The organism is Pseudomonas sp. BRG-100, assembly GCF_000737955.1.
Taxonomy (GTDB): domain Bacteria; phylum Pseudomonadota; class Gammaproteobacteria; order Pseudomonadales; family Pseudomonadaceae; genus Aquipseudomonas; species Aquipseudomonas synxantha_A.
Window position 1 is genome coordinate 208,515 of record NZ_JPRX01000001.1, and the last position, 25,274, is coordinate 233,788.

General features: G+C 59.1%; 32 protein-coding genes. 26 read left to right on the forward strand and 6 right to left on the reverse strand.

Annotated features, from left to right (window positions below; genetic code table 11):
- Window positions 1-451: 451 nt before the first annotated feature.
- From JH25_RS25910 to JH25_RS25865, 10 genes are all read left to right on the forward strand, one after another.
- Window positions 452-973, forward strand: coding sequence for a fimbrial protein (locus tag JH25_RS25910; RefSeq protein WP_032875466.1), 522 nt, complete (start codon window positions 452-454; stop codon window positions 971-973).
- 47 nt (window positions 974-1,020) lie between these two features.
- Window positions 1,021-1,581, forward strand: coding sequence for a fimbrial protein (locus JH25_RS25905; RefSeq protein ID WP_032875469.1), 561 nt, complete (start codon window positions 1,021-1,023; stop codon window positions 1,579-1,581).
- A 19-nt stretch (window positions 1,582-1,600) separates the two neighbouring features.
- Window positions 1,601-4,213 (forward strand): outer membrane usher protein, encoded by a 2,613-nt coding sequence (locus tag JH25_RS25900; protein ID WP_081883267.1) that lies wholly within the window; start codon window positions 1,601-1,603, stop codon window positions 4,211-4,213.
- On the forward strand, window positions 4,210-4,971 hold the full coding sequence (locus JH25_RS25895) for a fimbria/pilus periplasmic chaperone (protein ID WP_032875472.1): 762 nt from the start codon (window positions 4,210-4,212) through the stop codon (window positions 4,969-4,971). Before JH25_RS25900 ends, JH25_RS25895 begins: the two co-directional genes overlap by 4 nt.
- Window positions 4,972-4,991: 20 nt before the next feature.
- The gene (locus tag JH25_RS25890) at window positions 4,992-5,564 is read left to right on the forward strand and encodes a fimbrial protein (protein WP_032875475.1); all 573 of its coding nucleotides are present in this window, start codon (window positions 4,992-4,994) and stop codon (window positions 5,562-5,564) included.
- Window positions 5,565-5,574: 10 nt separating this feature from the next.
- A complete protein-coding gene (locus JH25_RS25885) occupies window positions 5,575-6,069 on the forward strand; it encodes a fimbrial protein (RefSeq protein WP_032875478.1) in 495 nt (164 codons plus the stop codon).
- 29 nt (window positions 6,070-6,098) lie between these two features.
- The gene (locus tag JH25_RS25880; RefSeq protein ID WP_032880956.1) at window positions 6,099-6,578 is read left to right on the forward strand and encodes a fimbrial protein; all 480 of its coding nucleotides are present in this window, start codon (window positions 6,099-6,101) and stop codon (window positions 6,576-6,578) included.
- 11 nt (window positions 6,579-6,589) lie between these two features.
- Window positions 6,590-7,129 carry a fimbrial protein gene (locus JH25_RS25875; RefSeq protein WP_032875481.1) on the forward strand — a complete coding sequence of 180 codons (540 nt, stop codon included), beginning with the start codon at window positions 6,590-6,592 and terminating at the stop codon, window positions 7,127-7,129.
- Between the two features lie 117 nt (window positions 7,130-7,246).
- Window positions 7,247-8,218, forward strand: a complete 972-nt coding sequence (locus tag JH25_RS25870; protein WP_032875484.1) for a fimbrial protein — start codon at window positions 7,247-7,249, stop codon at window positions 8,216-8,218.
- A gap of 149 nt (window positions 8,219-8,367) precedes the next feature.
- Window positions 8,368-8,649, forward strand: a complete 282-nt coding sequence (locus JH25_RS25865) for a hypothetical protein (RefSeq protein ID WP_032875487.1) — start codon at window positions 8,368-8,370, stop codon at window positions 8,647-8,649.
- A 9-nt stretch (window positions 8,650-8,658) separates the two neighbouring features.
- On the opposite strand, the gene JH25_RS25860 is transcribed toward JH25_RS25865, so the two are convergent.
- Window positions 8,659-8,889 (reverse strand): hypothetical protein, encoded by a 231-nt coding sequence (locus tag JH25_RS25860; protein WP_032875489.1) that lies wholly within the window; start codon window positions 8,887-8,889, stop codon window positions 8,659-8,661.
- 199 nt (window positions 8,890-9,088) lie between these two features.
- Window positions 9,089-9,439, reverse strand: coding sequence for a hypothetical protein (locus tag JH25_RS25855; protein WP_005788197.1), 351 nt, complete (start codon window positions 9,437-9,439; stop codon window positions 9,089-9,091).
- 213 nt (window positions 9,440-9,652) lie between these two features.
- On the opposite strand from JH25_RS25855, the gene JH25_RS25850 reads away from it, so the two are divergent.
- The 11 genes from JH25_RS25850 (at window position 9,653) to JH25_RS25805 (ending at window position 19,389) form a co-directional block, all read left to right on the forward strand.
- Window positions 9,653-9,955 carry a DUF1883 domain-containing protein gene (locus JH25_RS25850; protein ID WP_003173824.1) on the forward strand — a complete coding sequence of 101 codons (303 nt, stop codon included), beginning with the start codon at window positions 9,653-9,655 and terminating at the stop codon, window positions 9,953-9,955.
- Between the two features lie 25 nt (window positions 9,956-9,980).
- The gene (locus JH25_RS28510) at window positions 9,981-10,148 is read left to right on the forward strand and encodes a hypothetical protein (protein ID WP_164699482.1); all 168 of its coding nucleotides are present in this window, start codon (window positions 9,981-9,983) and stop codon (window positions 10,146-10,148) included.
- Between the two features lie 3 nt (window positions 10,149-10,151).
- Window positions 10,152-10,817 (forward strand): DNA oxidative demethylase AlkB, encoded by a 666-nt coding sequence (gene alkB, locus JH25_RS25845; protein ID WP_032875491.1) that lies wholly within the window; start codon window positions 10,152-10,154, stop codon window positions 10,815-10,817.
- A 75-nt stretch (window positions 10,818-10,892) separates the two neighbouring features.
- Entirely contained in the window at window positions 10,893-11,942 is a 1,050-nt protein-coding gene (gene ada, locus JH25_RS25840) for a bifunctional DNA-binding transcriptional regulator/O6-methylguanine-DNA methyltransferase Ada (protein ID WP_032875492.1), read from the forward strand.
- Window positions 11,943-12,038: 96 nt separating this feature from the next.
- Window positions 12,039-13,103, forward strand: coding sequence for an NAD(P)H-dependent flavin oxidoreductase (locus JH25_RS25835; protein ID WP_032875493.1), 1,065 nt, complete (start codon window positions 12,039-12,041; stop codon window positions 13,101-13,103).
- 113 nt (window positions 13,104-13,216) lie between these two features.
- On the forward strand, window positions 13,217-13,966 hold the full coding sequence (gene modA / locus JH25_RS25830; protein ID WP_032875495.1) for a molybdate ABC transporter substrate-binding protein: 750 nt from the start codon (window positions 13,217-13,219) through the stop codon (window positions 13,964-13,966).
- Window positions 13,967-14,647, forward strand: coding sequence for a molybdate ABC transporter permease subunit (gene modB, locus JH25_RS25825; RefSeq protein WP_032875497.1), 681 nt, complete (start codon window positions 13,967-13,969; stop codon window positions 14,645-14,647).
- 5 nt (window positions 14,648-14,652) lie between these two features.
- Window positions 14,653-15,732 (forward strand): molybdenum ABC transporter ATP-binding protein, encoded by a 1,080-nt coding sequence (modC, locus tag JH25_RS25820; protein WP_032875499.1) that lies wholly within the window; start codon window positions 14,653-14,655, stop codon window positions 15,730-15,732.
- A gap of 74 nt (window positions 15,733-15,806) precedes the next feature.
- Window positions 15,807-16,856, forward strand: coding sequence for a DNA topoisomerase IB (locus JH25_RS25815; protein ID WP_005788182.1), 1,050 nt, complete (start codon window positions 15,807-15,809; stop codon window positions 16,854-16,856).
- A gap of 124 nt (window positions 16,857-16,980) precedes the next feature.
- Complete coding sequence (locus JH25_RS25810) at window positions 16,981-18,615, forward strand: ABC-F family ATP-binding cassette domain-containing protein (RefSeq protein ID WP_032875501.1); 1,635 nt, start codon at window positions 16,981-16,983, stop codon at window positions 18,613-18,615.
- A 69-nt stretch (window positions 18,616-18,684) separates the two neighbouring features.
- Window positions 18,685-19,389 (forward strand): YoaK family protein, encoded by a 705-nt coding sequence (locus tag JH25_RS25805; protein ID WP_032875504.1) that lies wholly within the window; start codon window positions 18,685-18,687, stop codon window positions 19,387-19,389.
- 148 nt (window positions 19,390-19,537) lie between these two features.
- On the opposite strand, the gene JH25_RS25800 is transcribed toward JH25_RS25805, so the two are convergent.
- The 4 genes from JH25_RS25800 to JH25_RS25785 form a co-directional block, all read right to left on the reverse strand.
- A complete protein-coding gene (locus JH25_RS25800) occupies window positions 19,538-19,891 on the reverse strand; it encodes a hypothetical protein (protein WP_005788175.1) in 354 nt (117 codons plus the stop codon).
- 172 nt (window positions 19,892-20,063) lie between these two features.
- A complete protein-coding gene (locus JH25_RS25795; protein WP_005788173.1) occupies window positions 20,064-20,375 on the reverse strand; it encodes an AzlD domain-containing protein in 312 nt (103 codons plus the stop codon).
- Window positions 20,372-21,067, reverse strand: a complete 696-nt coding sequence (locus JH25_RS25790) for an AzlC family ABC transporter permease (protein WP_005788171.1) — start codon at window positions 21,065-21,067, stop codon at window positions 20,372-20,374. Before JH25_RS25790 ends, JH25_RS25795 begins: the two co-directional genes overlap by 4 nt.
- A 71-nt stretch (window positions 21,068-21,138) precedes the next feature.
- Window positions 21,139-21,354: a hypothetical protein gene (locus JH25_RS25785; protein WP_005788169.1), complete on the reverse strand. Its 216-nt coding sequence runs from the start codon at window positions 21,352-21,354 to the stop codon at window positions 21,139-21,141.
- A gap of 175 nt (window positions 21,355-21,529) precedes the next feature.
- Between JH25_RS25785 and JH25_RS25780 the strand changes: the two genes are divergently transcribed.
- The 5 genes from JH25_RS25780 to JH25_RS25760 all read left to right on the forward strand — a co-directional run bounded on the left by JH25_RS25780 (window position 21,530) and on the right by JH25_RS25760 (window position 25,064).
- Window positions 21,530-21,886: a metalloregulator ArsR/SmtB family transcription factor gene (locus JH25_RS25780; protein WP_032880957.1), complete on the forward strand. Its 357-nt coding sequence runs from the start codon at window positions 21,530-21,532 to the stop codon at window positions 21,884-21,886.
- Window positions 21,887-21,905: 19 nt separating this feature from the next.
- Window positions 21,906-23,189 carry an arsenic transporter gene (locus JH25_RS25775; protein WP_032875509.1) on the forward strand — a complete coding sequence of 428 codons (1,284 nt, stop codon included), beginning with the start codon at window positions 21,906-21,908 and terminating at the stop codon, window positions 23,187-23,189.
- A gap of 11 nt (window positions 23,190-23,200) precedes the next feature.
- Window positions 23,201-23,692, forward strand: a complete 492-nt coding sequence (locus JH25_RS25770) for an arsenate reductase ArsC (RefSeq protein WP_032875512.1) — start codon at window positions 23,201-23,203, stop codon at window positions 23,690-23,692.
- Window positions 23,693-23,840: 148 nt separating this feature from the next.
- Window positions 23,841-24,452 (forward strand): LysE family transporter, encoded by a 612-nt coding sequence (locus JH25_RS25765; RefSeq protein ID WP_032875515.1) that lies wholly within the window; start codon window positions 23,841-23,843, stop codon window positions 24,450-24,452.
- Between the two features lie 318 nt (window positions 24,453-24,770).
- Window positions 24,771-25,064, forward strand: coding sequence for a hypothetical protein (locus JH25_RS25760; protein ID WP_032875518.1), 294 nt, complete (start codon window positions 24,771-24,773; stop codon window positions 25,062-25,064).
- Window positions 25,065-25,274 lie beyond the last annotated feature (210 nt).

The window sequence follows — 25,274 nt, forward strand, 5'->3', positions numbered from 1 at the left end:
TGTATTTGTCGGCGCCGTGCGACCTCTCCGCCCTCGACACTTAGTTGTTTCGCTTCGTAATTAACTATTGTTTTTTAGTTCGCGTAATCCCATTCTTACATCCGCAGCCCCAACTAACATATTCTTATTTATTAGAGTGTGGCTCATTTCCTACAGTCAAAATCAGATTTTTGGCAAATCGCCATATCCTTCCTATATATCCTTACACCGTGTAGCTACACAACTAACGGAATGTGCCGACTTACTTTCTCATGGCAAAACAGCACAATCACTTCCACTTCGAGCGTACCCGTGAATTGCAATACAACTAGTTGGAAACTGTGATTATTCAACAGCCGACTCGGCCGACGACTGGCCGGCGTTCCGGGAGCTATGTTTGGGGTGAAACAGTCAGTCCCGCTCGCAATGGTGACGGGGCTCTTCAATGACATTTTTATGCGGGCATCTGCAAATGAAAACCAAGTTCAAAACTGCGCTGTTTACCCTCGGGCTGTTCGCGGGCTCGATTTCTGGAGCTAACGCGGCAGATGGGACCATTACCTTTCTGGGATCGGTCCACTCGGGGGCCTGCTCCATCAAGCCTGAATCCGTAGATCAGAGCGTTCACCTGGGCGCAATCGCAAAGCATCAATTGCAGGCAGGCGGAAAGTCTGAAGCCCGCCGTGTGCTGATAGAGCTTGAAGGCTGTGACCTGGCGGGCCTCACCGACAACACCGTGACCACAACCTTTACCGCGGCGCCGTCAACCGACGTCCCTGGGGCGATCGGCACCGTCGGTAGTGCAGGCCGCGTGGGCATCATGATGACCCATGGCGGCAGCCCTGTTCAGCTCGGTGTGGCGACGGTGCCCCAGGCCATTTCTACCGGTGATAACACCCTGGAGTTCGGCGCCTATGTTCAAGGCGCTGCTACCGGCGACATCGTCCCGGGCGATTTCAGTGCAGTCACTAATTTCACCTTGGCTTATCAGTAAGTTTTCCCCCCGCCACTTTCGGTGGCGGGGGGCTGGTGGAGATAGCGGTGAAAACATTCATAAGTCTAGCGATCACCTCGTCGCTGGCGATGCTCATCAGCCCTTACGTTTTTGCGCAGACGCTTGCACAGGGCGAGGGTGTGGTCACGCTGGGCGGAGAAGTCGTTGACTCGGCTTGCGGGTTGGAGCTGACCAGTGCTGATCAATCCATTGAAATGACGCCCGAACCCATAGGTCGGCTTTTACGCAATGCGTTGGGAGAGCCTCACCCTTTCGAGTTGCGCCTGGTCAATTGCTCGCTGACCCGTCCCGACCCACATCGCCCAGGGGCGACGTTGCCTGATTGGCAACATCTGCGCGTCACGTTTGACGGCCCTCGCGACAGAGAAGGCCGCTCCTTTGCCGCCTTTGGTGATTCACAGGGGATCGCCTTCCATATTTGGGATTCGGCCGGCCAGGAGAGTGTTCCGGGTGAGCAGATGGCGCCGCACCCCTTGGCGGAAGGTGACATGACACTTCACTACACGCTGCGGCTGGTGGGTAACGGGCTGCCGCTGGCACCTGGCGCACATCGCGTCGCCGTGCGGTTCAAGTTGGAATACTTTTGAACATTGATGGGTTGCTTTCATGCTGAATGCGTCGAAGATCAAAAACAAGCTGCGTCCGAGTCTGGTTGGCGGGCTGATGTCACTGGCAGGAACTGCATGGGCCGGCGGTGATATCGAATTCAATACGGACGTTCTTGATCTCAATGATCGCACCAATATCGATTTGTCTCGATTTGCACGCAGCGGGTTCATTTTGCCCGGCACCTACACGATGCTTGTACAGATAAATGGCCAGCCTGTTTCCGAGCAATCGGTGGCATTTTACCCGCCCGAGGATGACCCCAAAGGGAGCCAGGCGTGTTTGTCAGTTGACCTGGTGGAACAACTGGGCCTGAAGGCATCCGAAGCGGCCAGCCTGACCTGGTGGAAAGGTAGCGAGTGCCTGGACATTCACAGCCTGCCAGGTACGGAGGTCAGCGCGGATCTGGCGACCTCCACGCTGAGCATCAACCTCCCCCACGCCTACCTTGAATACAGCGCGATCAATTGGGACCCACCCGCACGCTGGGATGAAGGGGTGCCAGGGCTTTTGATTGACTACAACATGACGGCGCAGTCCAACGCTCAAAAAAACGAGCGTACCCGCAATCACCTCAGTGGTAATGGCACCGTGGGTGCCAATGCCGGGGCTTGGCGCCTGCGTGCCGATTGGCAGGGGCGTGTCGACAGCGCGAGGGACAGATCTGCCGGGGAGCAAAAACTGGAATGGAGTCGTTACTACGCTTATCGCGCGATACCTGCGCTGAAGGCGCGCCTGTTGGTGGGAGAGAACTACCTGTATTCGGATCTGTTTGACAGCTTCCGTTTTACCGGGGCGGCGCTCAACTCGGACGAAAGCCAGTTGCCACCTAATTTGCGCGGTTACGCCCCTGAAGTGCTCGGGGTGGCCAAAACCAATGCCAGGGTGGTAGTCAGCCAGCAAGGGCGCGTGCTGTATGAAACCCTGGTGGCAGCCGGCCCATTTCGCATTCAGGATCTTAATGATGCCGTCGCCGGCACGCTGGATGTGCGCGTCGAGGAGCAGGACGGCTCGGTGCAGACTTTCAAGCTCAACACTGCTGGTGTGCCCTACCTCACGCGCCCCGGGCAGGTTCGATACAAACTGGCAACTGGTCGCCCTTCCAGTCTTCAGTACGGCGCTGACGGTAATCTCTTTGGCACGGGCGAGTTTTCGTGGGGGGTCAGCAACGGCTGGTCGCTGTTTGGCGGCGCTATAACGGATAAGTACTACCGGGCGGCAACGATTGGGGCGGGACGTGACCTTTTGGCTTTGGGCGCCCTCTCGCTGGATGTTACCCAGTCCCACGCCAACGTGTGGAATGAAACGCTGTCCGGTAAATCCTTGCGCCTGCAATATTCGAAGAACTTTGAACAATACGACAGCCAAGTAACCTTTGCCGGCTACCGGTTCTCCGACAAGAACTTCTTGAGCATGAGTGAATACTTGGATGCTCGTCACTACGGAATGAACGGCGAACTGGCTGGGCGCGAAAAATACGATGAGCACGGTCAATACACGGGTGGATGGAAGCCTGTGGGTGGCAGCAAGGCGCTTTATACAGCCACTGTAAATAAGCAGTTTCGAGACTTGGGCGCCACTGTCTACGCCAGTTACAACAAACAAACTTATTGGACCCGACCGGCGACTCAACGCTGGAACTTGACGCTGTCACGTTATCTCAATATTGGCACCGTCAAAAACATGAGCCTGTCTTTGAACGTGTACCGCACTCAGGATTACAACTATAAGGATAACGGTATGGCGCTGACGGTCAGTGTGCCACTGGGGCGCAGCGGCACACTATCGTTGGACGCTAACAGAACCGCGGGCAAAAACGGGTTTTCAACCCGCTACAGTGATCGCATTGATGAGCGCAACAGTTACCAACTCAGTGCGAGCGACAATTCGGCCAGCGGCTATCTGAGCCATGCGGGTGACCAGGCTGACTTGACGCTTGCTGCCAGTCGGCAGCAAGGCAACTACACCAGCCTCAGCATGTCAGCTCGCGGCGGTGGCACGCTCACGCCTCACGGGGCAGCGCTGCATCGTACCAACAGCATGGGCGGGACCCGCCTGATGGTCGATACCGGCGGTGTTGCTGATGTGCCGGTGCGCGGTTACGGCACGCCAACCCGCAGTAATGCGTTTGGCAAGGCCGTCATTTCCGATTTGAGCAGCTACCAGCGTACGGCCGCCAGTGTCGACCTGGAACGCTTGCCGAGCAATGTCGAAGCCACCCAGTCGGTCACCCAACTGACGCTCACGGAAGGGGCCATCGGTTATCGCGCCCTGGAACTCATTTCCGGTGAGAAAGCCATGGCTGTCCTGCGTCTGCCGGATGGCAGTGCGCCGCCCTTCGGTGCAATGGTCAAAAACACAAAACAGCAGGACACCGGGATTGTGAATGACGGCGGCAATGTCTACCTGAGCGGTATTCAGCCAGGCGAGCAGATGGTCGTCAGTTGGAGCGGCCGCGAGCAATGCACCCTTACCTTACCCGTCGTTTTGCCTGCGGATGGCCTGACCAATGCACTGCAACTGGACTGCCGGATGGCAGTCACCGATCAACCCTTGTCCGCGCCGGCAGAGCTGACCGGCAAGCACACCGCCCCGGAGACTACATCATCATGACATTGAACATACGCATCACACTCTCGACCCTCACACTGCTGGCGCTCAGCCTGAGCCAAAACGCCACCGCAGCGATTGGCCTGGACCGTACCCGGGTGATTTTTGATGGCGGCAAGGATGCCACCAGCGTGAGCATCACCAATAACAACACCCAGCTGCCTTATCTGGCCCAAGGCTGGATCGAGGATGAGCAAGGCCAGAAGATAACCACACCCTTGATCGTGTTGCCACCGGTGCAGCGCGTAGAACCCGGCAAACAAAGCCAAGTGAAGGTCCAGGCGTTACCGGCAGCCAAGTCCCTGCCCCAAGACCGGGAGACGGTCTATTACTTCAACCTGCGGGAAATTCCACCTCGCACCGATAAGGCCAACACGTTGCAAATCGCGTTGCAGACCCGTATCAAATTGTTCTACCGACCACAAGCCATCGCGCCCAGCCAACAAGAAGTTTCCAACCCCTGGCAGGAGCGCCTGACCCTTACCCGACAAGGCGAGCGTTATCAAGTCAATAACCCGACGCCTTACTACGTGACGCTGGTGGACGCACGTAGCAGCAAGGACGGCAAGACCGTCGCGGGCTTCGAGCCGCTGATGGTCCCGCCCAAAGGTGCGGTGACGTTAGGCCCGACGATCAAAGCCCTCGGTTCCACGCCTCATCTTGCCTACGTCAATGATTACGGCGCACGCCCACTGCTGGCCTTCTCCTGCAGCGGTGAGACTTGCAAGGTGAACCTGCAAGCAGCACCGCCTAACCAGTAAGTCTGCCGCCGGAGTAAGCCATGAAACCGCACTATATGAAGGTACTGAGCGGCCTGTTACTGGCCTGTTGGGGGAGTGCGCAGGCCGCGGATGTCGAGGGTATGAATGGCGTGCTGAATATTTCCGGGTCCATGCATGAAACACCTTGCAGCCTGGAAATGAACTCGCTGCATCAAACCATTGACCTGGGCGTGGTATCCACCAGCCAGTTACGCCGGCCCGGCGATCAGGCAAACCAGGTGGCGTTCCAGTTGCGCTTTACCGATTGCAATCGCACCGCCGGCAGCATCCGCAGTGAACGCACCGGCAATCTTACGTGGAGTGCCTTTCAGCCGGTGCTATCGGTCGCATTCCTTGCGCCTGCGGATGCCGATGATTCACGGCTGGTCAAAGTGCAAGGCATCACCGGGATGGGCCTGCAGCTGACCGACTCGCTTGGGCGGGATGTACAACTGGGATCGAGGGGCGAACCGCTGTTCTTGCCCCTGGGCGGCAACACCAAAACCTGGAACGTCCGGCCCACTCGCACCTCCGCGCCACTGTCCAGCGGGGCATTCCGCGCCGTGGTGGATTTCAGGCTCAATTATGAGTAAGAGCAGAGCAATGGCTAAATCAAACGGTTCGTGGGCTGTATTTATCGCGAGCAACCTGCTTTTGGCGCTCAGCCAGGGGGTTCAGGCCGATACCAACCTGACCATCCGAGCGGTCATCATCGCGCCGCCCCCGTGTGTCATCAACAGCGGAAGCACGCTCAACGTGCCTTTTGGCAATGACCTGCTGACCTCTCGGATTGACGGCGTCAACTACCGTCGAGATGTGCCCTACACCGTCACCTGCGCCTCCCCTTTCAGCAATGCGTTGACACTGGAACTCAAGGGCACGAGTGCCGCGTTTGACAATCGCGTGCTCGTGACCCGCAAACCGGATCTTGGCGTGAAGCTGTTCGTCAATGGCGCTGATTGGCCCTTGAACACGGCGGTGAACTTTACCTATCCCAACGTTCCGGTGGTGCAGGCAGTACCGGTCAAACGCGCAGGCAGCACCTTGACCGGTGGAACATTCGATGCGGCAGCCACTCTGGTGGTGGATTACCAATGAAATCGATCACCGATAAAGAGAACCGAGCCATGACCCTTTGGCCGCAGAGAGCGCTGCTCGCCTTGTGTTCCATCGGCCTTTGCAGTGGTGCATCAGCCAACCTGACTTTCAGCGGCACGCTGAATGAGCCGCCGCCTTGCACCATCGATGCCGGCAACACGATTGAAGTCGATTTTGGTGACGTCGGGATAAAGCGCGTCGACGGTGTGAGGTACCGCCAGGGCGTCGGCTACACCATTAGCTGTGGCACCGACACCCTGCCATGGGAGCTGAAGTTGAGCGTCAACGGTACCGCCACATCGTTTGACGGTTCAGCCGTACAGACCAGCGTGCCGGAGCTGGGCATTCGGGTTTTCCAGAATAACCAGCCGTTTCCACTCAACACACCCCTGGACATCATCCTGTCGTCACCGCCCGTACTGGAAGTGGTACCGGTCAAACAGCCGGGGGCAACCCTGGCGCCCGCAAGGTTTACGGCGGTGGCCACGCTGTTGGCCGAATACCAGTAGGAGTCGAATCAATGGGACACAAGCGCCATACAGCTTGGCCGTCTACTGCGCTGATACTGGCCCTGGGCCTGATCGGCGAGGGACAAGCAGCGGACAATCTGAGCTTCAAGGGCAACCTGGTTCAGGAGGCTTGCACGCTGCGTCCTGGTGACGATGCCGTCACCTTGGAACTCTGGGACGTCACCAGCAAACACCTCTACATCAACACACGCTCACAGGGCAAAGATTTCAGGCTGCACCTGGAGAACTGCGACACCACGGTTGGCTCCACCGTCACCATCACGTTTGGCGGCAGGGAAAATGCCGCGCTGCCCGGAATGCTCGCGCTGGACGCAGGAAGTGGCGCCTCGGGTATCGGGGTTGGCATAGAGACGCCGAGCAACAAGCCACTGCCGTTGAACACCGTCAGTGATGCGCAGGTGTTGGGTGACGGCAGCAATGTGATCGCGCTTAAAGCCTTTGTGCAGGGCGAGCCGCAGGCCATCAGTGACCAGACCATCGGGCAAGGCGTGTACAGGGTGACCTCTACTTTTACGTTGGACTATCCGTAGCCGCTCCTCGGCAGAGAACGGCATGGACAAACCCTTAACTCTCTTCCGGACGGTTTCAGCACGGGGCTGTATACCTGCGCAGCGACCTGCGGACAGAGGAGCAATGAGAGATCAAAAATGAAACAACTCTATGGAGCTATAGTGCTTCTCGTGCTGCTGAGTAGTGTCACCACGACCGTGCGAGCAGCGGATTGCCGCGTTAATGGCGGACCATGGCAATACGTAGGCGACGGCGGAATTCTTAACCTGCAGGTCCCCGTCAACGTTAGTCTCGGCTCGGACAGCACCCGTATCATTCTTGAAGGCGCGTGGCTGGACTGCCGATTTACCTTCTGGGCTGCTCACCCTACGCGCATAGACTTTTGGGGAACAGCGGCGCCAGCCGGCCCTCCCTGGGTGCCCGGTCCGAAATTTTCCAACCAAGGTACCGGCTTACGCATAAACGGCGCGTTTTATAACACTCCAGTGCCGTTTAACATCCGGATCGCGACCATGCCTAATAACGGTGCGGCGTATCCCATCAGTGTGGCCCCCTATATCTTGCTGCGAAACGATCCGAGCAACCCTATCGAGGTTCAAAGAGGGGATGTCCTGGGCATGCTGAATCTCTACCAAACGAACAATTACAGTTCGGGAACTACGAGGCTCGTACTCACGTACACCGCCGCGAACAACTTCGGCGTCTCCCCATCGACTTGCACGATCAACAATAACAACCCGATCGAGATCAACTTCGGCGACGTAAACCAGCGGGCGATCGGCAGCGATCCACTGACCACGCCCATTCGTACCAACCGCAGGCTAAGCTACTCATGCCCGAATAGCGGAATTACCACGCCGATAACCATCACCTACAAAGGCATCCCGTCGTCGTTTGATAATCGGCTCCTGACAATGACCAACCCCAACGTAGGTACCGCCCTTGTACGTGCAGGCTCTGCGGTTCGAGTCAACGGTTCATTCCTGACCCAAATTACCAACAGTGTAGGAGGCGATGATGTGACGTTTTCGCTGGTGGGACAAGCGGGCTCGCTCCCTGCAGCTGGGGCAATCAGCGGGAGCGGCGTGCTGGTGATGGGAGTGCCCTGACGGCCACCAACAGCTGACTTACGCTAACCAAAGGTGCGCAAGCGCAGTACTTGCAACGGCGACTGCACACCAGGTGGCAGTTCGCTATAATCCGCGCCAACGCCCCACGATAGTGTCAGCGCCCTCTACCCTCTCGACGAAGACCTTTTATGAAAAAAATCCTGGCACTGACTGCGGTACTAGCACTTGCCGGCTGCACGACCGCTTCCGACACTTTGCTGAAAAATGGCGAACAAGGCTTGACTATCGACTGCTCGGGCGAGGCCAACTCATGGGCCAGTTGCTACGAGAAAGCTGACGCCTCTTGTGCCGGCACCGGTTACCGCATCGTCGGCACCAACGGCACGCCAGCCCTCAAGGACAGCGACAAGACCCTGGGCCAGGACGTAGGCAATTTCAAGGGCCGCAGTGTGGTGGTGGTGTGCAAGTAAACCGCCGGGCTACAGATGCACTTCGGCAAACTTGATACCCAGGCCGCGCAAGATTTCGATGAGGTCATCCAGGCGTGCAAATGATTCGACCTCGTCCTGATCGTCTACCAGGAAGTAACTGCGGCCGCCGCTTTTCTTGAAGAATACGATCCACTCGCCCAGATCGGCGGGGTTCTGGATGACATGGGTCGCCGAAATCTGACCTTCGGCCTGACGGGCTTTGACGTGTTCTCGTTTCATAACGGGCTTTCCAGAAAGAACAAATGCCGCTCGAACCCAAGGTTTGAGCGGCATCTTTATAGTGAATGCACGACAGTTTAACGGATGCCCTGCCCGATCAGCACGGACGCATAGGCAAAAAAAGCCCCAATCCTGCAGGATCGGGGCTTTTTATCGGATTCAGTGCGTAGGGTGAGACGCCTTGCCGGCGCAACCAGACTCAGCCGGAAATGCACTCTTCCCCAGCTTTCTTCACGTCGCCCGGCCGGATCGGCACGTTGGACATGCTTTCATAGAGCTTGATACTGCTACCACTGGAGCGGTCTTCGATTTCGAAGATCGCAGAAGGGTCCGCCGAAAACTTCTGCGGCACGATGACCTGGATACCGTCTTTATGGGGTTCGATCTGTGGCGGCCGACGGGTCGCCTCCAGTTTGCGCACAACACACGCCGCATATTCCTGCGGTTTCTTCCCTGAGATGACCACCAACGTTGGCGGGGTCTGCTTGATATCTGCAACCGAAGCACACCCAGCAATTGCCAAGGCCAGCACCAACACACTCCACTTCATACTAAAACCTCCGATAAAGACCCTACGACAGCGGGGATGGTAAATTTCTCCCAGCAACGTAGGATTTATCTCTGATAACACGGTAAATAACTGTTTTTAATTGTCGAAGTCGTCGACGACGGCCCGATAATAAACGCGCTGGGGCTGATAAACTCCATCTTAACCTACGTATCGTTCTGATTTTTCAGAAAAAGCCCTTCTGGAGACACCCGCATGAAATTCATTCACCAGCGTGAGCACCTCAACGAGGGAGACATTGTCGTTATCGAATGTTCACAGACCTGCAACATCCGCTTGATGAGCGATGCGAACTTTCGCAGCTTCAAAAATGGCGGGCGCCATACCTACCACGGCGGTGCATTCGATAAATTCCCGGCCAAGATCACTGCACCCAGCACCGGCTTCTGGAACATCACCCTTGATGTGGTGACCCGTCGCGCCATCAGCGTGACCCGCAAGCCTGCGCTGTCCCACAAGATCCGCATCGTTCGCCGCACCAGCACCAAGCTGAGCTGAACCAGCAACTGACAGGAAAAAAGCAGTGACCCCTACGACCAAATACGTCATCAAGTACAAGCTCAACGGCGAACGCCGCTTCGAATTTGCCCAGTTGCAAAGCAACAGCGTCGAAGAAGCCAAGCAAGCCCTGGCGGAAAGTCACGATGCCAGCGACGTAATTACCGACATCACCGTGAGCAAGGCGCTGTAAGTCATGCCGGGCCCTACTGCCGATTTGTTCGCCGATGATGCCCTGCAACAACCTGCCGGGCGCGAGCAGATCGGTGAAGAGTCCTACGTTCTAAGGGGCTATGCCCTGCCCTGGATTGAGCGGTTGCTACCTGAGTTGCGGCGCGTGCTGGCCCAGTCCCCCTTTCGGCAAATGGTCACGCCCGGTGGCTTTACCATGTCGGCAGCGCTGAGCAGTTGCGGCGAACTGGGCTGGACCACCGATACCCGCGGCTATCGCTACAGCCCACTCGACCCGCGCAACCAGCAACCCTGGCCGGCCATGCCGGATGCGTTGCGCCAACTGGCCATGGCGGCGGCAACCGAGGCCGGCTTCCGCGACTTTCTGCCTGACGCTTGCCTGATCAACCGTTACGTGCCTGGGGCAAAGATGTCCCTGCACCAGGACAAGAACGAGCGCAGCTACAGCGCGCCGGTGGTCTCGGTGTCCCTTGGCCTGCCGGCGATTTTCCTGTTCGGTGGCCATGAGCGCAGTGACAAAACGCAAAAAGTCTCGCTGTTCCATGGCGATGTGGTGGTGTGGGGCGGGGTTGATCGCCTGCGCTTTCATGGGGTGATGCCGATCAAGGCCGGCGAGCATCCGGTCATGGGCGCGCAACGCATCAACCTGACCTTTCGCACCGCCGGCTAATTTGACCGCAAGCTTCGGAGTTTTACCGGTGGGCGACCCGCTTAATCTGCCCCTGAACCGTCTGGAGTGCAGGCCATGAACAACGAACACGATCCGCGCTGGGCCGCCATCATTGCCCGCGATGCCAAGGCAGATGCCCTGTTTGTCTACGGCGTGAAAACCACGGGCGTGTATTGCCGCCCCAGCAGTGCTTCGCGTTTGCCACGCCCTGAGAATATCGAGTTCTTCGACACACCGGCCCAGGCCGAAGCCGCGGGTTATCGTGCCAGCAAACGCGCTACGGGCGATCAGACTCAACTGGCGGCTTACCATGCGCAGTTAGTCGCCGACGCCTGCCGGCTGATCGAACAGGCTGAAACGCCCCCGAGCCTGGATGTACTGGCAAGCCAGGCCGGGTTGAGCCCGTTCCACTTCCACCGTGTGTTCAAGGCCGGCACTGGCTTGACCCCCAAGCGCTACGCCAGCGCCCTGCGCTCACGTAAGGTCCGCGATGGCCTCAAGGGGCAGCAGTCGGTGACAGACGCCCTGTATGACGCAGGCTTTAACGCCAACAGCCGTTTTTATGAAGCGGCTGACCAGCTACTCGGCATGAAACCCAAGGACTACAAAGGCGGCGGCGTCAATAACACCATTCGCTTTGCCGTCGGCCAATGCTCGCTGGGCGCAATTCTGGTGGCGCAGAGTCAGCGTGGCGTGTGTGCGATTTTGCTCGGGGATGATCCGGATAAACTGGTGCGCGACCTGCAAGATCAGTTTCCCAAGGCAGAGTTGGTTGGCGCGGATCAGGATTTCGAACAACTGGTCGCCCAGGTGGTGGGCTTTGTCGAAGCCCCTGCCCTGGGCCTGGATCTGCCTCTGGACCTGCGCGGCACTGCCTTTCAGGAACGGGTATGGCAGGCATTGCGCGAAATCCCGGTAGGAAGTACCGCCAGCTATGCCCAGATAGCCGAGCACATCGGTGCGCCCACCGCCTTTCGCGCCGTGGCCCAGGCCTGTGGTGCCAACCACCTGGCGGTGGCGATTCCCTGTCATCGTGTGGTACGCAGCAATGGCGAACTGTCGGGGTACCGCTGGGGGGTGGAGCGCAAACGTGAGCTGCTGAAGCGCGAAACCCCCTCCTCATAAAATGCCATTCTCGTCCAGTGAATAAAACAGAGTGGCCCGGAGCCAACGGCCCTGCTAAAACAGCGAAATGCCCTACTAACGCTGGAGACGCATCCCATGAGCACCTGGCCAGACACCCGTATTCTCGACCTGCTGGGCATCGACGTGCCGATCATCCAGGCGCCAATGGCCGGCGCGACGACCACCGCCATGGTCATCGCTGCCCAACGCGCGGGGGCGCTGGGTTCCATGCCTGCCGCAGCGCTGAGTATCGAGCAACTGCGTGAAGCGGTCACTGTCATCCGCCAGGCCAGTACACGGCCGTTGAATCTGAACTTCTTCTGCCATCAGCCGCCTGTGGCCGATGAAGAGCGTGACCGCCATTGGAAGGATGTGCTGCAACCCTACTATCACGAACTTGGTGCCGATTTTGATGCGCCCACCCCCGTGTCCAATCGCGCACCGTTCAACGACGCGGCGTGCCAGTTGGTGGAACAACTGCGCCCGGAAGTCGTGAGCTTTCATTTTGGTCTGCCGGAAAAGTCCTTGCTCGATCGGGTAAAAGCCACGGGCGCCAAAGTGCTGTCATCGGCCACCACCGTTGAGGAAGCAATCTGGCTGGAAAAACACGGCTGCGACGCAATTATTGCCATGGGCATTGAAGCCGGTGGGCACCGTGGCCTATTCCTCAGCGATGACCTGAACAGCCAGATCGGGTTGATGGCACTGGTGCCGCAAGTGGTCGACGCAGTCAGCGTGCCGGTGATTGCCGCAGGCGGCATCGGTGATGCGCGTGGCATCGTCGCGGCCCTTGCCCTGGGCGCCTCGGCAGTCCAGATCGGCACGGCGTACCTGTTCACGCCCGAAGCCAGCATCACCGCCTCGCACCACCACGCGCTGCGCCATGCCCAGGCCAGTGAGACGGCACTGACCAACCTCTTCACCGGCCGCCCGGCGCGGGGCATCGTCAACCGCGTGATGCGGGAGCTCGGCCCGATCAACCCGAGCGCCCCGGCATTCCCCAAAGCCGGAGGTGCGTTAATGCCGCTCAAGGCCAAGGATGAAGCAGGTTTCAGCAACCTGTGGGCGGGCCAGGCACTGGGGCTTGGCAAAGACCTGTCCACTTATGACCTGACGCGTCAATTGTCCGAGCAGGCATTGACCGGACTCGCGCGCCACTGACATCAGCGGCAACTTTGCACTGTACCGGCAATGGCCAACCGCTATATATTCCCATACATAGCGGTAGAGCCTTCTACCTGAACGCCCCGTACAGCCCAAGGAGTCGCTTCACGATGAACCGTATCTCGCGCCTGGCCCCCCTGCTTGCCGTGTTCGTGCTAGGTTCGGCCCATGCCGATGAAGTGCAGGTGGCCGTGGCCGCCAACTTCACCGCGCCGATCCAGGCAATTGCCGTCGACTTCGAGAAAGACACTGGTCATAAACTGGTCGCGGCTTACGGTGCTACCGGGCAGTTCTACACCCAGATCAAGAACGGCGCGCCGTTCGAGGTGTTCCTCAGCGCCGATGACACTACCCCGCAGAAGCTCGAAAGCGAAGGCCAGACGGTCAAGGGGTCGCGTTTTACCTACGCCGTCGGCACCCTTGCGCTGTGGTCGGCAACAGCAGGCTACGTGGACGCCAAAGGTGAAGTGCTCAAGCACAATCAATTCAAGCACCTGTCCATCGCCAACCCCAAAGCCGCGCCCTATGGCCTGGCCGCCACCCAGGTACTGGCCAAGCAAGGTTTGACCGCGCAGGTCAAGGACAAGCTCGTCGAAGGCCAGAACATCACCCAGGCCTATCAGTTCGTATCCACCGGGAATGCCGAGCTGGGCTTTGTCGCCTTGTCGCAGATCTATAAAGACGGCAAAGTCACCAGCGGTTCGGCGTGGATTGTTCCGGCATCCATGCATGACCCGATCAAACAGGACGCCGTGATCCTCAACAAAGGCAAGGACAGCGCCGCTGCCAAGGCGCTGGTTGAGTACCTGAAAGGCCCGAAAGCCGCTGCCATCATCAAATCCTACGGCTACGAGCTGTAAATGCCCCTGTCGAGTGCTGACTTTTCCGCGATCTGGTTGACCATCAAACTGGCGTCACTGACTACTGTGATCCTGTTGATCATCGGCACTCCGATAGCCCTGTGGCTGTCGCGCACCACCTCATGGTGGCGCGGCCCCGTCGGTGCAGTAGTCGCATTACCGTTGGTGCTGCCGCCAACGGTCATCGGTTTCTACTTGCTGTTGAGCATGGGCCCCAACGGTTACTTCGGCCAGTTCACCCAATGGCTGGGCCTGGGCACGCTTACATTCAGTTTTGCCGGGCTGGTGATCGGCTCGGTGATCTATTCCATGCCGTTCGTGGTGCAGCCGTTGCAGAACGCCTTTTCCGCCATCGGCACACGCCCATTGGAAGTAGCCGCGACCTTGCGCGCCAATCCGTGGGACACGTTTTTCACAGTGATCCTGCCCCTGGCACGCCCGGGTTTTATCACCGCGTCGATCCTCGGCTTTGCCCATACCGTCGGCGAGTTCGGCGTGGTGTTGATGATCGGCGGCAATATCCCGGACAAGACCCGAGTAGTCTCGGTGCAAATATACGACCACGTCGAAGCCATGGAATATGCCCAGGCCCATTGGTTGGCCGGCGTCATGGTGGTGTTCGCGTTCCTCGTATTGCTGGCGTTGTACTCCAGCCGCAAAACCAGGATGGGCTGGAGCTGATCGTGATGATTGATATACGTCTGAACTTGAAATATTCCGCCTTTGCGCTGGACGTGGACCTGCAATTGCCTGGGCGCGGGGTGACCGCGTTATATGGGCAGTCCGGCTCCGGCAAGACCACCTGCCTGCGTTGTATCGCCGGCTTGGAGCGCGCCGAGGAGGGTTTTGTACAGATCAATGATGAGGTCTGGCAAGACAGCCGCAACGGGCTGTTCGTACCACCGCATAAACGCGCCTTGGGGTATGTATTCCAAGAGGCAAGCCTGTTTGCTCACCTGTCGGTGCGGGCCAATCTGGAGTTCGGCCTCAAGCGCATCCCGCGCGCGCAACGGCGTGTGGATATGGCCCAGGCCACCGAGCTGCTGGGCATCGGTCACCTGCTTGAGCGTCACCCACAACACCTGTCCGGGGGCGAGCGTCAGCGCATCGGTATCGCCAGGGCCTTGCTCACCAGCCCCAGGCTGTTACTGATGGATGAACCGCTGGCCGCCTTGGACAGCAAACGCAAAAACGAGATCCTGCCGTACCTGGAGCGCCTGCACGACGAGCTGGATATCCCGGTGCTCTACGTCAGCCATGCCCAGGATGAAGTCGCGCGCCTGGCCGACCATATCGTCCTGCTCAGCGACGGCAAGGCCCTGGCCAGCGGCCCCATCGGCGAAACCCTGGCGCGTCTCGATTTGCCCCTGGCCCTGGGCGACGATGCCGGCGTGGTGATCGCCGGCAGCGTCATTGCCTACGACGCGCACTATCAGTTGCTCACCCTGCAACTGCCTGACTGCCGATTGCAGATTCGCGTGGCCCATGCGCCGGTGGCGGTGGGTAAACCGTTGCGGGTCAAGATCCAGGCACGGGATGTGAGCCTCAACCTGCAAGCGGACGAACACAGCAGCATCCTCAATCGTTTGCCCGTGACGGTCATCCAGGACATGGGGGCGGATAACAGCGCCCATGTTCTGGTACGCCTGGATGCCGGCGGCACACCATTGCTGGCACGTATCACGCGTTTCTCCCGCGACCAGCTGCAACTGCATCCGGGCCAGGTGCTGTGGGCGCAAATCAAGGCGGTGGCGGTGCTGGCTTAAGCAATTGGCACGACCGCAAAACGCTGCGGTCAATCAGACATACCGGCCTGATTTGTTGCCAAGGAACCCGCACCATGCCCGACTCTTCGTTGCCCGCCGACCTGCCCCGTGACCTGCATTATGTGGATGACACCCAGCCTGGAATCCGCCGTAAAAAGCTGCGGGGCAAGTTTCAATACCTGGACGCAAAAGGCCAGCGCATTACCGATGCTGATGAAATAAAACGTCTGAACGCACTGGCGGTACCGCCCGCCTACACCGATGTGTGGATCTGCGCAGACCCGCGCGGCCATCTGCAAGCCACCGGCCGCGACGCCCGTGGCCGCAAGCAATACCGTTACCACCCACGCTGGCGCGAAGTGCGTGACAGCGACAAGTATTCGCGGTTGCAGGCATTCGGCAGCGCCTTGCCAAAATTGCGCAAACAGCTGGAAGCCCAAATCGCCGAGCCCGGCTTTACCCGCGAAAAGGTGCTGGCCACGGTGGTGACGTTGCTGGACGCCACGCTGATCCGCGTCGGCAATACCCAATACGCCCGCGAGAATAAATCCTACGGCCTGACCACCCTGCGCAATCGCCATGTGGACATCAAGGGCAGCGAAATCCAGTTTCAGTTTCGCGGCAAAAGCGGTGTCGAGCACCAAGTGAGCGTCAAGGACCGACGCCTGGCCCGCGTGGTCAAGCGCTGCATGGAATTGCCCGGGCAGAACCTGTTCCAGTATCTGGACGAAGACGGTGAACGCCACACCGTCAGTTCCCATGACGTCAACGCTTACCTGCACGAACTCACCGGCGAAGACTTCACCGCCAAGGACTACCGCACCTGGGCGGGCACGGCGATGGCATTGGCGGTGTTGCGCGAGTTGGCGTGGCAGCCGGAGTCAGACGCCAAGCGGCACGTGGTAGGAATGGTCAAGGACGTGGCCAGGCAGTTGGGCAACACGCCCGCCGTGTGCCGCAAGTGCTACATCCACCCCGCGGTGCTTGAGCATTTCAGCCTCGGCGAACTGTCGAAACTGCCCAAGCCACGAGTGCGCAAGGGTCTGAAAGCCGAGGAAGTCGCCCTGGCGATGTTCCTGGAGAAGCTGGCCGAAGACTTGCCGCACAAAGCCAAGGTGGGTTAGCCTTTGCGCCCCTTCTGATTTACGGGACGAGCGCCGACGTGAACAACTAAGCCTTCCAGAATGTATCCGCAACGAGCCGCCTGGCGCGCTTGTTGGCCTGTTCGACATTTTTTTGGAGGTGCTGATGACTGACGTCAACCGGCTGCCCGTTCTTGTTTCCCTGCAACATGTGTCTTTCCAGTTCGCCAATGGCGAAACCTTGCTGGAGGACGTGAACCTGTCCATTGATCGCACCCACACCGGCATCGTCGGGCGCAATGGCCGTGGTAAAAGTATCCTGGCGAAGTTGATGGCCGGCATCCTGCAACCGTCTTCAGGCACATTGAAAAGACCACTCAGCCTGATCTATGTGCCCCAGGCGTTGACGATTCAAGCGGGAGAAACTGTCGCCCATATCACCGGCACCGCCCCTGCCCTGGCCGCCCTGGAGCGTATGGCACGCGGCGACGGCCGCCAGGGCGATCTGGAACTGATCGATGATCGCTGGGACCTCGCAGAGCGCCTACGCCTGGCATTGGATGCCGCAGGCTTGCCAACACTTGCCGCCGACACTCAATCCGACCGACTCAGCGGCGGCCAACTGGCCAGGGTCGCGCTGATCGGAGCGCTGTTGGCGGCGCCGCAGTTGTTGATTCTGGACGAACCCAGCAACCACCTCGACAGCGCCGGGCGCGAGTGGCTGTTGCGCGAACTGGCTGATTGGCGCGGCGGCCTGGTGGTGGTCAGCCATGACCGCCAATTACTCGACACCATGGCGCGCATCATCGAATTATCGCCCCTTGGCGTTCAGGTGTATGGCGGCAACTACGCTGCCTATCGACAGCAACGCGATACCCAACAGCACGCCGCTATCGCCGCATGGGAACATGCGCGCCAGGAACGTAGCCGTGAGCGTCGGCGCTTGCAAAAAGACCATGACAGCCTCCAGCGCCATGCTGCGCGCTCACGCAAGCAGGCCGAGACCGCCAACGTCGACCGTTTTACCAAGGCCCGCTGGAAAAGCGCTGCCAAGGAAGTCGTCAGCACGGTGCGCAGTGCCCACCACGATCACAAACACCAACTCGACGCCCAGGTGCGCCAAGCCTACGCGCGCGTAGTGGATGAGACGCCGACCCTGCTCGCCTTGCCAGGCTCGGCAGTACCCAACGGCCGGCAGGTCCTGACTCTGGAACGTGCGCAATTGCCCTGGCTCGACCCCAAGGCGTCGGCCACCTATCTGACGATCAGCCTGTCGGGGGCCGCACGCGTTGCCGTGCGCGGGCCGAACGGTTGCGGTAAATCCACCCTGCTCAAATTACTTGCAGGCCAGTGGCAGGCGGTGAGTGGCGGGTGCACAGTGGCGGTGCCCAGCGCTTATATCGATCAGCAGCTGACGTTGCTGGATGACCGGTGCAGCGTTGTCGAGCAGCTTAACCTGCTCGACACGCCGTTGGCCGAAGCCGAACTGCGCACGCGCCTGGCGCTGCTGCAGCTGGATGCTTCGCGGGTCACGCGGCCGACCGGGCAACTCAGCGGTGGCGAGCGCTTGAAAGCCGCCATGGCCGTTGCCTTGTGGCGTGATACACCGGCGCAATTGTTGCTCCTGGATGAACCCACCAACCACTTGGACCTGGAGTCGGTGCTTGCCTTTGAACAGGCCTTGAAGGGATTTACCGGCGCGATGCTGGCCGTGTCACACGACCCTGCATTCTTGCAGGCGATCGAGCCGACTCATCATCTGACCTGGCACCCCACAGGCTGGCAACTGGAACGTGCCTGAAGTCATTGCGCATACACGCAAAGCGTCCTACGGTAGTGGCCGAATAATCTCATCGTGGAACCCAGCCCCATGCTGCCTTCGTCCCGCAAGCCTTACACCAATGCCACGCTCGCCCATCGCCAGCGCTGGCGTGGCCGCGTGGGCTTGATGCTGGTGGCCTGCCTGTCGGTGCTGGCGGGCATGACCGATGCCATTGGCTTTATGGCCAGCGGCGATTTCGTCTCGTTCATGAGCGGCAACACCACGCGCCTGGCGGTGGCCATCAGCGCGGGTGACCTGGGGCTCACCGGGCGTCTGGTGTTGCTGGTTGCCACCTTTGTGGTCGGTAATGCCTTGGGTGTGGTGGTCAGCCGTTTCAGCAAGCGCCACGCACTGCCGTTGTTGCTGTGCATCGGCGCCTTGCTCTGCGGCGCGGCGCTGTTGCCGGCGACCGACACCTTGCCCGCGTTGCTCGCGGCAATTATTGCCATGGGCATGCTCAACGCGGCGGTCGAAGAAGTGAACGGATTACCCGTGGGGCTCACTTACGTCACCGGGGCGCTCTCACGCTTTGGTCGCGGGCTGGGGCGCTGGGTAATGGGCGAGCGTCGCAATGGTTGGCGCGTGCAATTGATTCCGTGGGCCGGAATGTTTGTCGGTGCCGTGATCGGCGCACTGCTGGAGCAGCAAATGGGACTGCGCGCACTGTGGGTCAGTGGTGCATTGGCGGGTTTATTGGGGCTGGTGACATTGATGATTCCGCGGCGCTGGCACTTGGGTTTTATGCCGCGTTGAGGCTGAACAAAGAGGTGCTCGCTCGACGTTTAAGCCTCGACATCCGTGTACCGGTAAAGAGCCATCACGTCGAGCGAGCGATTGAATCATAAGGCAATGCCCGGCGGCTGTCCCGCCAGGCGTTTCGGAATCGGGTCAAGGCAAGGTATTACAGACAAGTGGCAAGCGCTGCCAGGCGACGTTTGGCTGGCATGTTGTCCTCCACGGCATAGTATTTGACGGTAGAACCCGCCCCTGTGCTTTGTATGTCAACAAAGTAGTCGCCGGCCGTGGTGTAGACGGTGTAGCCACCTGCCTCGGTGGGCTCCTTGAAACCGCCGGCATCAACGCCGAACACGCGCTCATCCTGCCAGCCGAACTGAATGCACTGGGCGACCACCAGGGTGGCCTTGTCCGATGCCAGGGTTTTATAGGGGCTGCCTGCACGCGCCTCTTTCATCTTCGAGCCCGCGCAACCGGCCAGTGCGGCCAGTACCAATGCGCCGATTACCATCTTGAACATGCCTGTGCTTCCTTGGAAAAACCGTGACTCTACCACTGTGCCGCGGCCAACTGACGCGCCCATGAACTTTGTTTCACTGTGACGGGCCAACCCGCCGTCTATAGTGGCCAAGCTCATTTTTTGGAAGTCTCCCTTCTGCCCGCCCTCCCGCGGGCTTTTTTTTGCCCTGGCGTCAGAACCACCAGCGAAACAGATAGAACAGCGCCATGCTCAACAGCACAGTGATCAGCACACTGCGCGTCCAGAACATCAAGGCCACGGCGCAGATACCTGCGAGCAAGTAAGGGTTGCTCGGGCTCAGGTTGAGCCGGTGATCTGCCAGGAAAATAATCGGCCCGCAGATCGCCGTAAGCATCCCCGGCACGGCAAAACCCAGGAACTCACGGGCGCCACGATTAAGCCTCACCGGCAAACGTGGCTCAATAAACAGGTAGCGGTTGAAAAACACCACAAGGCCCATGGCCACAATCATCAGGTAAATCATCGCTGCCCAACTCCCAATCGCTTGCAGGCAAAACCTGCGCTCATCCCCAGTACACCCGAGACCACCACCGCCGACTCCCAGTGCAAATAACTCAACCACACCGAACACAGCAGCGAGACCGCGACACACACCACGGTCGGCACATCGCGCACCACCGGAGTGATCAGGGCGATAAAGGTTGCGGCAATGGAAAACTCCAGCCCCAGCTGATCAAGGCCCGGAATGCTTTTGCCCAACACAATGCCGGCCAGGGTGAAGAGGTTCCAGATGATGTAAAACGTCAGGCCGACGCCCAATGCGTACCAGCGATTGAAGGTCTGGCGGTCATAGTGGTTGACCAGGGCAAAGAATTCATCGGTCAGCAGGAAACCCAGGCTCATGCGCCACCGGACATTGAGCGACGACAGCGTGGGACGCATGTGCATGCCATAGAGCAGATGCTGGGAAGTCAGTAACAAAGTGGTGAGTACGATGGATATCAGGCTGGCGCCACTCTTGACCATGCCGATGGCCACCAACTGCGCCGCACCGGCAAACACGATGGCAGACAAGCCTTGGGCTTGCAGCGGGGTAAATTGCGCATCGATGGCCATGGAGCCGGCGAGCAACCCCCACGGGGCGCAGGCAAGAGACAAGGGAATAACGGCGATGGCGCCGCGAGTGAAGGCGTAATGAGGTAATGCAGTGGGCATGGAAACGGCTCATCGACGGACAGTCGACAAGCATGCCAGTGCAATCAGGGGCTTGTCTTGAACGATCTTGCTCAGGCGAGCCTCACCGAAACCTGCTCCACCGAATCCCGCGCTTCACGCAGTTCGTACGCGTCCTGGTTCAGCCGGTGGATGGTGTTGAGCAGGCGCTGGCGCAGCACTTCGTCACCGAGTTTTTCCACGGCGCGCATCAGGTCGAACGCCGCGGTTTCGTTATTTTCCGCGACGGAATCCAGGGTCTTGCGCAGGTTGCGAGTGGCACGGGTCACGCGGGTTCTTCCTTCATCAGCAATGAGCAGGCACTGTAGGACCTTTGTGTTTCATTTTAATTTCAAACAGTTGTGGCTGTTTCACGGGCATTTGATCCACATCAACTGAAACAGGATTTGACCGAAACATATGGAAATACGTATATTCGAATAACCATATATGGATACCCTGATCATGTCGGATCTCCTCTCTCCTCCCACCCTGTTCAAGTGCCTGGCTGATGCCACCCGCACTCGGATGACCCTATTGATCCTGCGCGAAGGCGAACTTTGCGTATGCGAACTGATCCATGCCTTGGACGATAGCCAGCCGAAGATCTCCCGTCATCTGGCGCAACTGCGCAGTTGCGGGCTGCTGCTGGACCGCCGTCAAGGGCAATGGATCTACTACCGCATCAACCCGGCACTGCCCGCCTGGGTCACACAGGTGCTGGACACCACCCTGCAAGCCAACCAGCCATGGTTGCAGAACGACGCGCTGCGTCTGGATGCAATGGGCGACAGACCACAACGGGCCAGCACCTGCTGCTGAGCCATCGGAGCGTTTATTCATGCTTGTCGCAATTGCGATTTTCCTCGTCACCATCGTACTGGTCATCTGGCAGCCCAAGGGCCTTGGCGTGGGCTGGAGTGCCAGCCTGGGCGCGATCCTGGCCCTGGGTTGCGGGGTGATCAGCCTGGCGGACATCCCGGTGGTGTGGCACATCATCTGGAATGCCACCGGTACCTTCGTCGCACTGATCATCATCAGCCTGTTGCTGGACGAAGCCGGCTTCTTTGCCTGGACAGCCCTGCATGTGGCGCGTTGGGGGCGTGGCCGCGGACGGCGGTTGTTTGCCTATATGGTGCTGCTGGGTGCGCTGGTGTCGGCGCTGTTTGCCAATGACGGTGCGGCGTTGATTCTCACGCCCATCGTGATGTCGATGCTGCTGGCCCTGCGTTTTTCACCGGCAGCGACCCTGGCATTCGTCATGGGCGCGGGGTTTATCGCCGATACGGCGAGCCTGCCATTGGTGGTATCGAACCTGGTAAACATCGTCTCGGCTGATTATTTCAAGATCGGCTTCAACGAATATGCCGCCGTGATGGTGCCGGTGAACCTGGTCAGCGTGGCCGCGACCCTGGCAGTGCTGCTGTGGTTTTTCCGCCCGGACATTCCCCAGACCTACGACCCGGCCGACCTGGAAGACCCCGCCAGTGCCATCCACGACCCCGCGACGTTCCGCGCCGGTTGGTGGGTACTGGGTATTCTGCTCATCGGCTGTTTCGCCCTGGAACCTCTGGGCATTCCCATCAGTGCGATTTCCGCCGCCTGCGCCGTACTGCTGCTGGTGATTGCCGCCAAGGGCCATAAGATTTCCACGCGTAAAGTCCTCAAGGAAGCGCCCTGGCAGATCGTGATCTTTTCCCTGGGCATGTACCTGGTGGTGTATGGGCTGCGTAACGCCGGCCTGACCGACTACCTGGCCACCTGGCTCGACACTTTCGCCACCTATGGTGTGTGGGGCGCGGCTATGGGCACAGGGGTGCTGACGGCACTGCTCTCATCGGCGATGAATAACCTGCCGACGGTGCTGATCGGCGCACTCTCCATCGAGTCCAGCCATGCTGTGGGCGTGGTCAAGGACGCGATGATCTACGCCAATGTGATCGGCAGCGACCTGGGCCCTAAAATCACCCCCATAGGCAGTTTGGCCACCTTGCTGTGGCTGCATATCCTGGCACGCAAAGGCATCACTATCACTTGGGGTTACTACTTCAAGGTCGGGATCGTGCTGACTTTGCCGGTGCTGTTGATCACCCTCGCTGCCCTCGCCTTGCGCCTGAGCGTTTAAAGGAGCCTGCAATGAAAGTGCTTTTCATGTGTACCGCTAACAGTTGTCGCAGTATTTTGTCCGAAGCCATGTTCAATCATATGGCGCCTGAGGGCTTCGAAGCGATCAGCTCCGGCAGTTTCCCCAAGGGCCAGGTTTTGCCCCGCAGCCTGAGCACGCTGCAGGCAGCCGGCATCAGCACCGAAGGTTTGTACAGCAAGGGCAATGACGCCTTTGAAGGCAGCCCGCCGGATGTGGTCATCACGGTGTGCGACAACGCGGCCGGGGAAGCTTGCCCTGTGTATTTCGGTGCGGCGGTGAAGGCGCATTGGGGGTTGCAGGACCCTTCCCACGTGCAGGGTGATGAAGCCCAGGTAGACGCTGCATTCAAGGCCACCCTCGACATTATTGCCGCTCGATGCGAGGCGTTTTTTGCGCTGCCATTTGCCAGCCTCGGCGCGGATGAATTGAAGGTTGAACTTGAGCGTATAGCCTCAATGTGGGAGGGGGCTTGCTCCCGATAGCGGAGGGTCAGCTACAGATGAGCTGACTGACACACTGCTATCGGGGGCAAGCCCCCTCCCACATTTGGATCGTGGACCATTAAAATCTGCATGGTTTCTTAACCCTGCGCTGACGTATGCTTTCGCACTTTCCTGAAAGGACACGGGCATGCTGTCGATCTTTGTCTATGCGCTGGTATTCGGTTTTGTGTTTTGCCTGTCTCCTGGCGCGGTGCTGGCAGAGACCCTGCGTCGCGGCTTGCTGCATGGTTTCACACCGGCCCTGATGGTGCAGTTTGGTTCCCTCGTAGGCGATGCAGTCTGGGCAGTGATCGGCCTCACCGGTATCGCACTGCTGATTCAGCATGATGCGGTGCGAGTGCCACTGACGATCTTCTGCGCGCTGTACCTGGCCTGGCTGGGCATCCGCAGCCTGATTGATGCGTGGCAGTTACCCGCAACCGACAACGTCCCTGCCAGCTCAGGCAAAAATGCGTTGGCCGTAGGCGCGGCGATCTCCCTGGCCAACCCAAAGAATATTGTCTACTGGGGCGCCCTGGGCAGCGCCCTGTCGGGCATCGTCGGCGCAACCCCCAGCCAGGGGCAGACCCTGACGTTTTTTGCCGGATTCATGCTGGCGTCGGTGCTCTCGTGTTTTCTCACCGCCGCGTTGGTGAATCTGCTGCGCAAGAACGCATCACCGACCTGGCAACGCGTGAGTTATGCGGCGTGCGGTTTAGTATTGATCTATCTGGCGATACTCGCCGCGCAAGGTATATAAAGTTATCTGGCCAGTAACTTGAACATGCCTCTTGTCTGAACAAACTCTGAACGCGGACTAATTTAGTTAATCATGCGTTGACATTCTGTAACGCTCTGAGTAGATTGCCCGTGCCCGCAACTGGGGCCTTTTTTAAACCTCACAAAAGAAGCCAATGGACACAGTATCTAGTCGCTGTCCGAGCACCGCCTCTGCGGGCATCGGGCGCCAAACCCAGAATATGACAGGACTCGCCTTCCAGGTCCGGTAAGCTGCGCTAGAGCTCGATGCTCCACCGTAACTGCCTCACCGGTCGCGTGTCCGGTCCCGAGGTGTGTTATGACCTTCCAACTCATTGCTTTACCCGATGTACCTACACTGGCCGCAGCCTTGCGCGCCAAGCTGTGCCGCGAGCCCGTGGGCTTCAGGCCAACCCGCCCGGCCTTTGCTGCACCCTCCTCCCAAGTACGCCCGGTACCGCCGCTGGCGCACTGGCGTATCTGCCCTGACAGCGGCCAACTGGTGCAGCACTGGGATCACGCCGACCCTCAAGACCCACAGAGACCCAAGGTTTCCCGCCTGGCGCAAGCCAGCTTGATGCTCGGTCTTTACGTGAGCGCTCGCGCCGTCTGACCTGGCTGGAAACAACAACTTTCTTATTGATGCCCTGGAGTTCTTTATGAACAAGTCCAGTAGGAGCCCGCTGCGCGCAAGTTAATTAATGCGCTGTTAGCGGGCATTGTAGAAGTTACCTGAACACTTTATTTAAACCGATCGCGAAGTCCGCGGCTCGGCATGCTTTCGCTCGCCTGTATGCAGGTAAGTACCGGGTATGTTTTGTCG